General features: G+C 27.3%; 12 protein-coding genes. 7 read left to right on the forward strand and 5 right to left on the reverse strand.

All coding sequences use genetic code 11. From position 1 onward, the window contains the following. Positions 1-13: 13 nt before the first annotated feature. The gene (locus tag Q1X91_RS01560; RefSeq protein ID WP_300752676.1) at positions 14-1372 is read left to right on the forward strand and encodes an alpha-glucosidase; all 1359 of its coding nucleotides are present in this window, start codon (positions 14-16) and stop codon (positions 1370-1372) included. Between the two features lie 576 nt (positions 1373-1948). Here the strand turns inward: Q1X91_RS01560 and Q1X91_RS01565 are convergent. The 3 genes from Q1X91_RS01565 to Q1X91_RS01575 form a co-directional block, all read right to left on the reverse strand. Continuing rightward, positions 1949-3949, reverse strand: a complete 2001-nt coding sequence (locus tag Q1X91_RS01565; RefSeq protein ID WP_300752678.1) for an ATP-dependent helicase — start codon at positions 3947-3949, stop codon at positions 1949-1951. A 420-nt stretch (positions 3950-4369) separates the two neighbouring features. Next, positions 4370-4639: an HPr family phosphocarrier protein gene (locus Q1X91_RS01570; protein WP_300752680.1), complete on the reverse strand. Its 270-nt coding sequence runs from the start codon at positions 4637-4639 to the stop codon at positions 4370-4372. 4 nt (positions 4640-4643) lie between these two features. Further along, positions 4644-6536: a BglG family transcription antiterminator gene (locus Q1X91_RS01575; RefSeq protein WP_300752682.1), complete on the reverse strand. Its 1893-nt coding sequence runs from the start codon at positions 6534-6536 to the stop codon at positions 4644-4646. Between the two features lie 110 nt (positions 6537-6646). Here Q1X91_RS01575 and Q1X91_RS01580 point away from each other — a divergent pair, with 110 nt between their 5' ends. The 5 genes from Q1X91_RS01580 to Q1X91_RS01600 all read left to right on the forward strand — a co-directional run bounded on the left by Q1X91_RS01580 (position 6647) and on the right by Q1X91_RS01600 (position 11174). After that, a complete protein-coding gene (locus Q1X91_RS01580) occupies positions 6647-6955 on the forward strand; it encodes a PTS sugar transporter subunit IIB (RefSeq protein WP_013113211.1) in 309 nt (102 codons plus the stop codon). Positions 6956-7013: 58 nt separating this feature from the next. After that, positions 7014-8096, forward strand: coding sequence for a MupG family TIM beta-alpha barrel fold protein (locus Q1X91_RS01585; protein ID WP_300752686.1), 1083 nt, complete (start codon positions 7014-7016; stop codon positions 8094-8096). Positions 8097-8223: 127 nt separating this feature from the next. Next, positions 8224-9348: a PTS transporter subunit EIIC gene (locus tag Q1X91_RS01590; RefSeq protein WP_300752688.1), complete on the forward strand. Its 1125-nt coding sequence runs from the start codon at positions 8224-8226 to the stop codon at positions 9346-9348. A 23-nt stretch (positions 9349-9371) separates the two neighbouring features. Beyond that, the gene (locus Q1X91_RS01595; RefSeq protein WP_300752689.1) at positions 9372-10757 is read left to right on the forward strand and encodes a glycoside hydrolase family 1 protein; all 1386 of its coding nucleotides are present in this window, start codon (positions 9372-9374) and stop codon (positions 10755-10757) included. A gap of 87 nt (positions 10758-10844) precedes the next feature. Further along, the gene (locus tag Q1X91_RS01600) at positions 10845-11174 is read left to right on the forward strand and encodes a PTS lactose/cellobiose transporter subunit IIA (RefSeq protein ID WP_013113207.1); all 330 of its coding nucleotides are present in this window, start codon (positions 10845-10847) and stop codon (positions 11172-11174) included. Positions 11175-11266: 92 nt separating this feature from the next. Here Q1X91_RS01600 and Q1X91_RS01605 read toward each other — a convergent pair whose 3' ends face one another. Further along, on the reverse strand, positions 11267-11647 hold the full coding sequence (locus Q1X91_RS01605) for a PepSY-like domain-containing protein (protein ID WP_300752692.1): 381 nt from the start codon (positions 11645-11647) through the stop codon (positions 11267-11269). A gap of 309 nt (positions 11648-11956) precedes the next feature. Here Q1X91_RS01605 and Q1X91_RS01610 point away from each other — a divergent pair, with 309 nt between their 5' ends. Further along, positions 11957-13267, forward strand: a complete 1311-nt coding sequence (locus Q1X91_RS01610) for a Mur ligase family protein (protein WP_300752693.1) — start codon at positions 11957-11959, stop codon at positions 13265-13267. Between the two features lie 304 nt (positions 13268-13571). Here Q1X91_RS01610 and Q1X91_RS01615 read toward each other — a convergent pair whose 3' ends face one another. Then, positions 13572-14189 (reverse strand): HD domain-containing protein, encoded by a 618-nt coding sequence (locus Q1X91_RS01615; RefSeq protein WP_300752694.1) that lies wholly within the window; start codon positions 14187-14189, stop codon positions 13572-13574. Between the last annotated feature and the right edge of the window lie 132 nt (positions 14190-14321).

Raw genomic sequence — 14321 nt, forward strand, 5'->3', positions numbered from 1 at the left:
TAAGGAATTATAAATGATTAAATTTGTTTTAGTTGGTGCAGGAAGTGCACAATTCGGATGCGATATGCTTGGAGATATTTTCTCTACAAAATCATTAGAAGGCTCTCATATAACATTACTTGATATTAACCCTAATGCTTTAAAAAAAGTTTATGATTATGTTAAAAGTTTTATAGAAACAAATAAATTAAATTTTACTGTTGATGCGACTACAGAAAGAAAAGAAGCTTTTAAAAATGCTGACTTTATTATAAGTTCGATAGAAGTGGGAGATAGATTTTTATTATGGGATCAAGATTGGAAAATACCTATGCAGTATGGTATTCATCAGGTTTATGGAGAAAATGGAGGAGCTGGAGGAGTATTTCACTCTTTAAGAATTATACCCCATGTGCTTGATATAGTAAAAGATGCTATTGATATATGTCCTAATGCTTATATATTTAATTTTTCTAATCCTATGACTGCTATATGTACTGCTGTAAAAAGAGCTTATCCAGATGCCAAGTTTATAGGTATGTGCCATGAAATAGGCTGGCTTCATAAATGGCTTCCAAAAATTCTTAGAATGAATTATGAATCTTTGGACATTAAAGCTGGCGGATTAAATCATTTCAGCTGTTTACTAGAAATAAAAGATAAAAAAAGCGGAAAAGATTTGTACCCTGATGTATTAAAAAATGCTTATGGTTATTTTGAACATGAAGTAGGGTATAGTGATTTATTAAAATATGCTAAAGAAAATAACAGCTTTTCAAAAACAGAAAACTTTGATCATTCAATAGAAGAAAAACTCAAAGGCGAGTTTATATGGGCAGACAGAAGACTTTTAAAAGTGATATTAGACAATTATAAACTTTTACCTATAACAGTAGACAGTCATTTCGGTGAATATATAGCTTGGGCTTGGGACGTTTCAGATCATAGAGGTATATTAGATTTTTATGAATTATACAGAACTGTACTTTCTAAAGCTGAGCCTAAAATAGAACTAATAGTAAAAGAAAGAGCTTCAAGCATAATTGATGCCATAGTTACAGGCAATAGTTATACAGAAGAGGCTGTAAATATTTTAAATGACGGATTAATAGAAGATTTACCTAACTGGATAGCTGTAGAAGTACCTGCGGTTATTAGTAAAAATAAAGTTGAGGGTGTAAAACTTAATAATGTACCTAAAGGATTTTTATCGCTTTTAAGAAACTATGTAAGTGTGTATGATTTAACTGCTGAAGCTGCTATACATAAAAAAAGAGAATATGCTGTGCAGGCTATACTTGCTAACCCAGTTGTGAATGTATGCAAAAATACTGAAGATATGCTTGATACTATGATATCCTGTCAGAAACCTTATTTAGATTATTTAAAATAATTTTTAATAATTAAATATTAAAAAATTAATTAAGTCCTATAATATTATTATAGGGCTTAATTTTTATTAAAAAATTAAAATATTCTTAATATATTTATTTTTAAACTATGTTAATAATTTTAAATATATTATTTATAATTAGCTCTAAGTACTTTGCAAAACTACGCTTTTTTATGTTTAGTCATGTATATTAGACTTGTTTCAAAAGTACTTGACAATATTAACTTTAAAATTATTTAATCTTAAATCATAAAATACAATGTTTTATATGTTGTATAATTTCTTATGTTTTATATGTTGTATAATTTCTTATTTTAGTATATAAAGATGCAGTCCTTTTGCTTCTCGCCGCAGGCGTACTTCGTATGGGGTACCACCGAGTAGGTGCCTTGCCTACAGCACGCAGAGCGGACGGCAAAAGAAGTTGGGGTGTGGCACGACTGTGTGCTTCGCAGGGCTAGTCCCCACAATTAATAAATAAATTTAGTTTTGAAACAAGTCTATTGTATAAATGAAGTGTATTTTATTTAATAATTAAAAAGATTTTAATTAAGTTTTAGTATGTGTCAATCAGTACTATTTATTTTCTGGTCTTAAAGATGCTTTTAAATTTGAGAAAAACTCCTCTTCATTCATAGCCATTTCTTCAGGCAGATTTTTACTCATCTCTTCTAAAAATACTGAAGGAGTGCATTCTACTTTTTTTCCCATTTTTGTTCTGCTTCTGCAATAGGTTAGAGTTAAATGTTTTTTAGCCCTTGTCATAGCAACATAACAAAGACGCCTTTCTTCTTCTATTCCCATTTCATCAGATGAGCTTTTATGATGAGGCATAATACCGTCTTCCATACCGCATATATAAACATAAGGAAACTCAAGTCCCTTAGCAGCATGTATACTCATAAGCATAATACCTTTCTTTTTTTCATCTTCATCATTTTGCTCTTCTATACTCATAAGAAGTATTCTGTCTAAATAATTTTTTAAAGTAGCATTTTTATTAGACTTTTCATATTCAAGTATGCCGTTCATAAGAGATTCAACATTTTCCATTTTTTTAGCTCCCTGCTCTTTGGTATCGCTGGAGTTTAATACTTCATTATGATATGCTATAACATCTAAAAACTTATTTATGTTTTCGTATAGTTTAGGACGTTCAATATCATTTTTATCAACAGTAAACAAATTATGATAATGCTCTATAATCTCAAGAAAATCTTTTATACCAGCTTTTGCTTTAGGCGAAATGTCTTCCATACTCTCATAATTAAGCAAAGTTTGATATAAAGATACTCCGTTTTTTATACTTGTTCCATTAAGATTATTTATAGCAACAGCTCCTATTCCTCTTTTAGGTATATTTATAACTCTAAGAAGAGAAACCTCATCTTCAGGATTAACAAACAAATTAAGATATGCTAATATATCCTTAATCTCTTTACGTTCATAAAATTGAAAAGCTCCAACTACTGTATAAGGAAGTCCCCTAAGTCTGAAAGCCTCTTCAAAAAGTCTCGACTGAGCATTCATTCTAAAAAGAACAGCAAAGTCTTCATAATTTAATCTTTTACTTATAGAATAATTAATAATAGAATCTGCTACAAACTGAGCCTCTTCTCTTTCATCTTCGCATGGCATTATCGTAGGCGGTATTCCTTCATCGCCTTCTGCTACAACTTCTTTATTTTTTCTTTGAGTATTATTGCTTATTACAGAATGTGCTGCTTCAAGTATAGCCTTTGTACTTCTATAATTTTTTGTAAGAGTTACTATTTTAGCATCAGGATACTCATTTTCAAAAGAAAGTATATTTGATACATCAGCACCTCTAAATGCATATATACTCTGATCATCATCACCAACAACAGCAATATTTCTATATTTTGATGCTAGAAGGCTTGTAAGTTTATACTGTGCAAAATTAGTGTCCTGATATTCATCAACCATAATATATCTGAATCTTTCCTGATATTTATTAAGAACCTCTGGAAACTCTATATATAAATCTATTGTTAGGTTAATAAGATCATTAAAATCAACAGCATTATATCCTTTTAAATAATTTTGATAAACCTCATATACTCTTTTTGCTTGTTTTTCGAGATCATCATGAGGCTCTACTTCATAAGGCTTCATCAAATTATTTTTATATCTGTCAATATACCAAGCAAATAGATTTTCATCATAATTGAGAGTATTAATCTTTATTTCTCTTAAAATATTACGTATAAGAGTTCTGCTGTCAGATGAAGAATATATACTAAAATTATTTTTATATCCCAATTTTTCAATATCGCCTTTTAATACCCTTACGCAGAATGAGTGAAAGGTGCTTACTACTAATTGTTTCGGTTTTTCTTTTAATAGTTTTGTTATACGCTCACGCATTTCTGAAGCTGCTTTATTTGTGAATGTAACAGCGAGTATCTGACTAGGAAGTACTCCATGTTTTATTAAATAAGCTATTCTCTCTGTAATAACTCTAGTTTTTCCGCTTCCAGCCCCTGCTAATGCAAGTAATGGACCGTTTATATGTTCTACTGCCTGTCTTTGTTCTTCATTTAACATTAATGCCATAATTTTTATTTCCTCTCATTTTGAGGAATTATTATATACCATATTGAAATAATGTAAAATTCTTAATGAGTAGATTTTTCAATATTTATGATTTATTTTTTTACAAACTATAGTTGTTTAGGTATATACTGGAACAACTTTATTTTGTTAACTGATGCACATTATATAGAATTATCAACTTTTTGACGCATAAAAAAGTTACAAAAAACGCAAGTATTAGAACTTTATATTTTAGATATATGTATTAAATGTATGGTATAACCCAAATTTATACTAAAAATGCAGTTCTTTCGCCTGCCTACGGCACGGACAGCGTCACAAAAGAAGTGAGGGGCATGAAAATATTTTAAATTAAAAAAATTAATTTTGACAAATTGTAATTGTTTATGTACATATTAAACAATAAATATATGATAAAAATCAAAAATTTGTTTTAAAAAAATTATATATATTTTCTTTTGCTTTATCTTCTAAAATTTCATCATTGCCTTCTATCGATACAGTAACTTCATCACCTATTTTTAAATTGAGCTGCATTATTCCTATTATCTTTTTTACATCTTTTTTATTTTTTTTACTGTCGCTTATAATAACACAGCATTTACTGTCTTTTGCTATTTTAGCAAGATCACTTAAATGTCTTGCATGTATATTATTAATATTTTTGATAGTATAATTAAAGCTAGTCATTTTATTATTTCCCTTCATTGTTTCTTAGTAAATACATTAAATTGTCAAATGTTTTATTTTCTATCAGTTTTATAACGCTTTCTTCATTAAGCAGAAAATCTACAGTATACTGATAAAATTTCTGTAAATTATCATCTTTCTTATTTGATATTGAAACTAAAAATATAACCTGAACATTATTTTTGTACCATATAATAGGCTTTTCAAGTACGGCTACATATACGAAAGTTTTTTCTGTTAGAATATCAAAAGGATGAGGTATAGCTACCAAATTGCCGAAATCTGTTTCTGACAGCTCTTCTCTTTTCATTACAGAATCATAAAAATTATCAGGTATATCTATATATTTTTTTATATTAATACATATGTTTTTGATTATTTCATCTCTGCTGTTTCCTTTAATATCCAATGAAAATAGCTCTTTATTATAATAATCATTGAGAAAATCATTTTTTGATAATTCTAAAGCGTTTTTTACATTTATGATATCACTATTTTCTAAAAATAATCCTATTTGTACAATAGGAAGCGGAACCCTAAAATTAATAGGTACTGTTGAAAATATGTAATGAACTTTTGAAAAATCAAAATCTTTAAGCATTATTAAATCGGTGGTATAAATATTATCTATATAATCAGCAAACTCTTTCTTATATTTGTACATTAGAAGTTTCGAAGTTGTTTTTCCGCTCCCGCAAACTATTAATATATTTATTTTATTTTTTTCTTCATTGCTGTTTTCTTCCAAGGCTATTTGAAACAGTAAAGCTAAATATCCTATTTCATCATCAGAAATTTCTTTTTTATAATAACTTTTCAAAACGGCATTGGTTTCAGAAGCTATCAAATATGCAAGACCATAATTACTTTTTATATCACAAAGCATAGGGTTTTTTTGTAATACATTGTATCTTATTCTTATATCAAGCGGTATCATATGATGATTTAATAAAAGCCTTAAATTAAGGTTGTTTCTTAAATCTATTTTTAAATTGCGGTATACCAAATCAAGCATTTTCTGAACTATATTATCAAGTTTATTTTGTATTATAAAGTTTGAGTTTTCTGAAGATATTAATAAACTTTTTGAAGCTATATGTATTGCTATAAATATTTTTTCTGCTTCATTAAACTTTATATTTATTTCTTTTTCTAAGATATCAGTCAATTTATTTGATAATTTTAATTCTTCTTCTTTGATATCTTTTAAAATATCTTTATCATAGCAGTTAATAACTTTATTTCTCTTTATTCTTTCTATGGAGACTAATATATATAATATAAAGTTTTCCAAATTTATTTCAGATAATTTAATATCATTGTCTTTAATAAAGTCTATTACTAATTTTTCTATTGATTTATTAATATACTTTTCATCATGAATATACTGTTTTAAATAATAATCTATAATACAGTTTCTAATATCAAATTCATTTCCTATAAGTCTTATACCGTAATTAGGTCTTCTTTCTATTTTTATATTATAATATCTAATATTATCTTCTATAATTTTTAAAGTATTTGTCAATGTTGTTTTAGATATATCAAGAGCTTCACTTAAAGTATCAGATTTTATATATTCATCATTGTTATTAATTAAATATTCAAAAATATATTTTACTCTGTATTCAAAATCATTGACAGTATTAAAATTAATAGACTTAATATCTTTATTATGATCATCACATAAAAGAGTATATCCATATCTTGGTTTTGATATTATTTTTACACCAGTTTTTTCAAGATCATTATTCAATTCCTGTATTTTTATTCGTATAGTTTTTTCGCTTACATTCAATTCTTTTGCTAATTTTTCAGCTGTTATATAGGATTCAGCAGATAAAATAGATAATATTTCTTTAATATATTTATTTTTCATGTAAATATTATATATCATAACGGAATAAAAAACAAAAAAATACCAGATTAATATAGTAGTTTTATTGTTTGAGTTATTATTAAAAAAGTGATAAGCTAATAAAAAATAAAAAAGAGAGGTTTAAAATTATGACAAAAATTTTATTATTATGTTCAGCAGGAATGTCAACAAGTATGGTTGTAAAAAAAATGAAAGAAGCAGCTGCTAAAAAAAATATAGATGTAGAAATAGAAGCAGTAGCTACAGCAAGATTCTATGAATTATTAGATAGTTATGATGTATTTTTGCTTGGACCGCAGGTAAAATTCCAAAAAGCAGAGTTCCAAGCTAAAGCTAAAGAAAAAAATAAACCATTGGATGTTATAGATTTCAAAGATTACGGTACTATGAACGGAGAAAAAATATTAGATTTTGCTTTAAACTTAAAAGTTCAATAATATTTATAGGGTTAATTTATAAATTTGTAATAGGATTATTTATTATAGGATTGTTTTTATGAGAGAATTAGGTATTTCTGTTTATCCTTTTCATTCTAAGATGGAGGATAATAAATCTTATATAGATTTGGCTTCAAAATATGGTTTTACAAGATGTTTTATGTGTTTATTATCAGTAGATCATTCTAAAGATGAGATTATGAAAGAGTTTTCAGAGATCATAAATTATGCCAAAGATAGAGGCATAAATACTACTTTAGATATATCTCCAGCCGTATTTAAGCATTTGGCTATTTCTTATGAGGAGCTTGATTTTTTTCATAAACTAGGAGCTTGGGCTATAAGGCTTGATTTGGGATATAGCGGAAACGAAGAGAGTTTAATAACTTATAATGATTATAATTTAAAAATAGAGATTAATATGAGTAATTCTACATCATATTTAGATACTATAATGAATTATTATCCGAACAGAGAAAATCTTATAGGCTGCTATAATTTCTATCCTCATGCCTATAGCGGACTTGATAAAAAATTGTTTATTGAAAGTATGAATCGTTTTAAAAGACATTCTATAAAATCATCAGCATTTGTTAATGCTAAAGAGGCTAGTTTCGGACCTTGGCCTGTAGATGATGGTATATGTACTTTAGAAGAGCATAGAAATCTTCCTATAGAAATACAGGCTATGGAATTATTCTTTTTAGGTGTTGATGCTGTGTTTATTGCTAATTGTTATGCTAATGAAGAGACTTTTAAAAAACTTGCTTGTTTGGATAAAAGACTTATAACTCTAAAAGCAAAATTATTAGACAATATTCCAGAAACAGAGAGAAAAATAATTCTTGAAGAGATGCATCAAAACAGAGCAGATGCAAGCAGTTATTTTATTAGGTCATCAAATCCTAGAGTGAAATACAAAGGAAATAATTTTAAAATATTTAATCCTATTACAGACATTAAACGCGGAGATATACTTATTGATTCTTCTGAATATGGAACTTATGCAGGAGAACTTCAGATAGCGTTAAAAGATATGAAAAATACTGGAAGAACTAATGTTGTCGGTAAAATAGATGAAGATTATTTATTTTTATTAGACTATATAAACATGGCTCAGAGATTTAAAATAACTCAATAGTTTTTGTCATACAAATACCAAATTACAGCTAGGTGATTATATTAATTATCATATGTGTATATATGCAGGTGTAGTTTAAATAATATTTATTAAAATAATATAAAAATAATAGAATGGAGAGTAGATCATGAATGATAAATTAATGGCATTTATAGAAAGTAAGCTTCTTCCTATAGCGTCAAAAATAGCAGGCAATAGATATTTAAATGCAATAAGAGACGGATTTGTATTTGCTATGCCTTTTTTAATAGTGGGATCTTTTATACTTTTGATATTAAATTTACCTTTCACAGATAAGAGTAATTTTTTGTATATGGAATGGTATACTAATTTGATGAATTCTTTCAAAGGCGATTTGGTTCAGCCTTTTTATGTAAGTATGGGCATAATGTCATTATTTGTAGCTATAATATTTGGTATTATATCTATAGAAATATTTAGATTTTTGGTAAATAAAAAACTTATTATAAGACTTCCAGAATCAGTACCTCCTGCTATAGCAAAGTCTTTTGAACTTTTAATACCAGTAGTTGTAGTTATAGTAATATTTCAGGCTATTAATATTATTATACAAAAGAGTTTAATGATGATGATACCAGAATTAGTAATGAAAATATTTGAGCCTTTACTTAAAGTATCAGATTCTCTTCCTTCTATAATAATTATTCTTCTTGTAATACATATATTATGGTTTGCAGGACTTCATGGTACTAATATAGTAGATGCTATAGTAAAAGCTATTACATTATCAAATTTGGCAGTAAATCAGGCAGCACTTCAGGCTGGAGAACCAGTAACAAAGATATTTGCAGGCGGATTTTTTGATTCCTATGTATTTAGAGGAGTAGGTACTACTTTAGGTTTGGCAATAGCTATAGTAAGAAGCAAAAATGAACATATAAAATCTATAGGAAAATTATCAATAGTTCCAGCAGTATTTAATATTAATGAACCTATTATGTTTGGGGCACCTGTAGTGATGAATCCTATTCTTGTTATACCTTTTATATGTATTCCTATAATAAATGCCACTATAGCTTGGGTATTTACAAAATTAAATATTATAGGGCATATTGTATCATTAGTACCTTGGACAACTCCCGGTCCGTTGGCAGCATTGCTTGCTGCTAATTTGAATTTTGCTTCTATGATATTGAGTTTGGTATTAATATTCACATCATATCTTGCTTATATACCTTTCCTTAGAGCTTATGAGATATCATTAGAAAGAGAAGAAGCAAATAATAAATAAAATTGATGAGGTTTTTTATAAATATGAAACAATATAAATTCAGTGATAATTTTTTGTTCGGAAGTTCTACTTCAGGACCTCAAAGCGAAGGTTTTTATAATAAGGCTAATAAAAATATATGGGATTATTGGTTTGAAATATCAAAAGAAAAATTCCATAATCAAGCAGGAACTGAATATACATCTAATTTTTTTAGAGATTATAAAGATGATATAAAATTAATAAAAGAAACAGGTCATAATGTTTTTAGAACTTCAATACAATGGAGCAGAATAGTAAAAGATTTTAATACTTTAGAATTAGATGAAAAAGCTGCTGAGTTTTACAGCAATGTTATAGATGAGCTTATAAAAAATGATATAGAGCCTATAATATGTTTGTATCATTTTGATATGCCTTTAAAACTTCAGGAAATAGGCGGATTTGAAAACAGAGAAGTAGTTGAACTTTATGCAAGATATGCTTCAAAAATGTTTGAGCTTTATGGAGATAAGGTTCATAAATGGTTTACTTTTAATGAACCTATAGTTGTTGCTGAAGGCGGATATTTATATAAATTCCATTATCCTGAAGTAGTATCATTTAAAAGAGCAGCTCAGGTTGTTTATAATATGAACTTAGCAAATGCAAAAGCTGTAAAAGCATTTAAAGAATCAGGAAAAACTGGAGATATAGGAATTATATTAAACTTAACTCCTTCTTATCCTAGAGATGAAAACAATGAGGCAGATTTAAAAGCTTCACATATATGCGATTTATTATTTAATAGAAGTTTCTTAGATCCTGCTGCTAAAGGAGAGTTCCCTGAAGATTTAGTGAAATTAGTAAAAGAAAATGATATTACTCCTATATGCGGGGAAGGCGACAAAGAAATATTAAAAGAAAATAGAATAACTTTGCTTGGAATAAATTATTATCAGCCTAGAAGAGTTAAGGCTAGAGAAACTAAATTTGAATCAGATACTTTAATGCCTGAAAATTTCTTTGAACCTTATGAAATGCCTAACAGACTTATGAATCCATACAGAGGCTGGGAAATATATTATAAAGGTATTTATGATATAGCTAAAAATATACAGGAAAACTATTCCAATATAAAATGGCTTATAACTGAAAACGGTATGGGTGTGGAAAACGAAGAAAGATTTATAAAAAACGGCATCGTAGAAGATGATTACAGAATAGAGTTTGTAAGTGAACATTTGAAATGGCTTCATAAGGGTATAGAAGAAGGTTCTAATTGTATAGGCTATTTAATGTGGACACCTATAGACTGCTGGTCTTGGCTTAATGCTTATAAAAACAGATACGGATTTATAAGGTTTGATTTAGAAAGCGGTAAAAAGACAATAAAAAAATCAGGATATTGGTTTAAAGAGATTGTCAAAAATAAAGGTTTTGAGGGATAAAATATTATATCAAGTAGAATTATAAAAAATATTTATTAATATTTGCTTGATAATATAAAAATAATTTATATTTAGGAGGCTATAATTATGACTGAAGAACAAGAAAAATTTATGGAGGAGAACGTATTTCCTATTATTAGTTTGGCTGGTGAGAGCAAGAGTTTAGCTTATGAGGCTTTAAGACTTGCTAAAGAAAAAAAATTTGATGAGGCAGCTCAAAAAATGAAAGAGGCTGATGAGATAATATTAAAATCTCATGAGTTTCAGACTAATTTAATAACTAGAGAAGCAGACGGTGAAAAAATAGAAATTACTATGCTTTTTGTTCATGCTCAGGATCATTTGATGACAGCTATGAGCGAAAAAAATCTTATAAAAGAGATGATAAGTATATTAGAAGTAAATCATAATAAATAACATATATTTTAAACCATTCAATTAAGGGACTAAAAATAGATTTTAAGTCCCTTAATAATAACTTAATTTTCATAAAGCAAATCTCCTTCTATTTATGCTAATATGTTTCCATTATGGCTTATGCATAAATCTAATGAGTTGCTTAATTTTACTCTGTAAAAATTTATTCTTTTGTTTATTTCAAATATATAGGCATTTTTATATTTTTTCATAACGCTTTTTACTCTGCCTGCTATATTTTTAGGCAGTATATTCTCTCTTATTATATTATCATCACTGCTTATATAATTCCATTCTCCGTTTTTATCAAAATTGATATAAGTTCCGTTTGATAATTTTATTTCATATTCATCTTTTATTTTATCAATATATACTATTTTTGCCTTACTGAAATTAGTACTTATAAATCTTTTAGCATTTTTAGGTAATTTACTTGGTGTTATTTTTATAAAAAGGTTTAATGTATTAGTCATAGTTATTCTCCTTTTAGGTATTGTAAAATCTCTTTACATTTATATTATAACAAATTGTAAATTTTAGGCAATATAATTTTACAAATATTTTACATTATTTTTACAATATTTGGCTATTTTGATATTTTTATCATATATATAATACATTTATTCCTCTAATTGTAAATTTAATGTAAATTTTATCTTATGTAGTAATAAAATAATAGATTATTGCAGACATAAATAGATTACTCCTTGCAGTCTTTTTCAAAATATGATATCCTACTTAATTATTTTTTAATTAAAATTATTTTTATTGGAAACATAAATATGAAAAATATAAATGAGGCTTTGGATTATATATATTCTTTTATGGGAAAAAAGACTCTTCATAAAAACAATCTCAATCATATAAACAATGTAAAAGAAATATTAAAATTATTAGGATATAAGCAGGTATTTAAAGTAATACATATAACAGGTACAAAAGGTAAAGGATCAACAACTCTTACATTATCAAAAATGCTTTCTTCTTTAGGATATAAAACAGGATCATTTATATCTCCTCATATAGTTAATGAGAGAGAGAGAATATCTATAAATGAAAATTGGATTAGTGAAGAAGATTTTATAAATATTACACTAAAGATAAAAAATATTATAGATAGTGATGAAATATATAATAATATAACAGTATTTGAAATTTTTACCATAATGGGATTATATTATTTTTATATAAATGCAGTTAATTATGCCTGCATAGAAGTGGGTATAGGAGGAAAACTAGACTGTACCAATATAGTAGACTCATCTATAAGCATTTTGACTTCTATATCCTATGATCATATGGATATATTGGGATACACCATAGAAGAGATAACAGCTCAAAAGGCTGGAATAATAAAACCAAACACTTCAGTTGTATCAGCATTTCAGGAAGAAAGTTCTATAAAAATAATAAGAGATATATCAAAAGAAAATAATTGTAATTTGTATGTATTTAAGGAAGATTTTTCTGCAGATATTACATTAAACAGCAATGAAAAACTTGAGTTTATTTATAGAGAAAAAGATAAAGAGTATAATTTTTCAACTACGCTGCTTGGAGAACATCAGGCAGAGAATATATCGCTTTCTTTTAAGGCATTGAATATACTTCTTAAGGCTTACAATAACTATAATGAAAAAAATATTAATAAAGCAATTAGTTCATTAAAGGATTTTTATATAAATGCACGTCTCACATTTATGCATAGAAATCCAGATATAATAGTGGACGGTGCTCATAATGCCAAATCACTGGAAAGAGTATTGAACACGATATATAAATGGTATGATGATGTCATAATACTGTTTGCTCCTTTAAGTCAGAAAGATATAAAAAATATGTCTGATATATTAAAAAGATATGATTCAGAAATAATATTAAGCTCGCCAGACAATATTGCATATAAAGAAACTGACAGTTCTAAAACTTATCAATATTTAAAAGACAAACCTAATGTAAGGCATATAGCAAATTTTCATGATGCTATTGATAATATAAAATCAATTAATAAAAGTAATAAACCTGTACTTGTAATAGGTTCATTATATGCAGCAAGTGAGTTTATCAATTTATATAAAAATACTGATATATAAAATATATTTTCGTATGTTGTAAAACTTTTTAATTAAGTATATACTGAAAATTTTTAAGTTTGTCAATTTTTTATTCAACTTTTGGCGAAGCTCTCCACACGCCATACTTAACAGTACTTCCTGCGGTTGCAGGCGGGCTTCGTCAGGTACTTCTTTCCGTCGACTACATTTTACTGTCCTTAATATTAAGATATACCGTGCGGGTTCACTTATAGTTGACTGTCTGTAAGGGGTTGCAGTGCAATGCAGATGCTCCTATGGCTAGTAGTGCCCATATGGCGAATATGCAGGTGATGTATAGTGGTTAGATGATGCTATCTCTTATATGCGGAAGTAAATTGTAAATAGAAGTTCCTATTGTGCTTTCAAAATATGATTTTATTTCAAATACTTTCTTCCACCTTAAAGCACTTTGAGGAAATGTACCATATCTTAAAGCTACATCTATGAACCTTTTTTCTAAAATACAAAAACCTGTAGGTAAAGCAAGACTGTCGCATAATTGAATAAGCAAATCATAATCATCATACACAGCATTACTTATGAACTCTTTCATAAAGTTATAGTCATCTTCAGACATATCAAATTTTCCTATTGCTGTGTTTATATCCTGTATCATGAATGCATGACTTATGCATATTTGAGCCAATTTATCCCAGCCGTATTTAATGCAGTATTTGTAACCGTCTATTAAATGTCTTTCAGCACTTATTCCAGTATATCTTCCTATGTCATGAAGAAGCCCGAATATGTAGGCATCATCTTCATCTAGTTTTTTGTTTTTAGAGTTTTTATTGTAGTGTGATGCTATTATTCTTGCAGCTTTGGCAGTGTATCTTGAATGTTCAGCCCAAGGAGTTGGGTTTGATTTATATGCTTTGTTTAATTCGTATTCAGCTCTTTCTAAATCTAGTATGTCCATATGTGTATTTTATAACTTTTTTCAAAAAATAAATAGTATATACTGAAAATTTTTAAGTTTGTCAATTTTTTAATTTATGGTATAATCAAAATATGGATTTTAATTTAACAGACGAAGAAATAAAATTTTTGA

Origin of the sequence: uncultured Brachyspira sp. (assembly GCF_949287625.1) — a bacterium.
GTDB lineage: Bacteria > Spirochaetota > Brachyspiria > Brachyspirales > Brachyspiraceae > Brachyspira.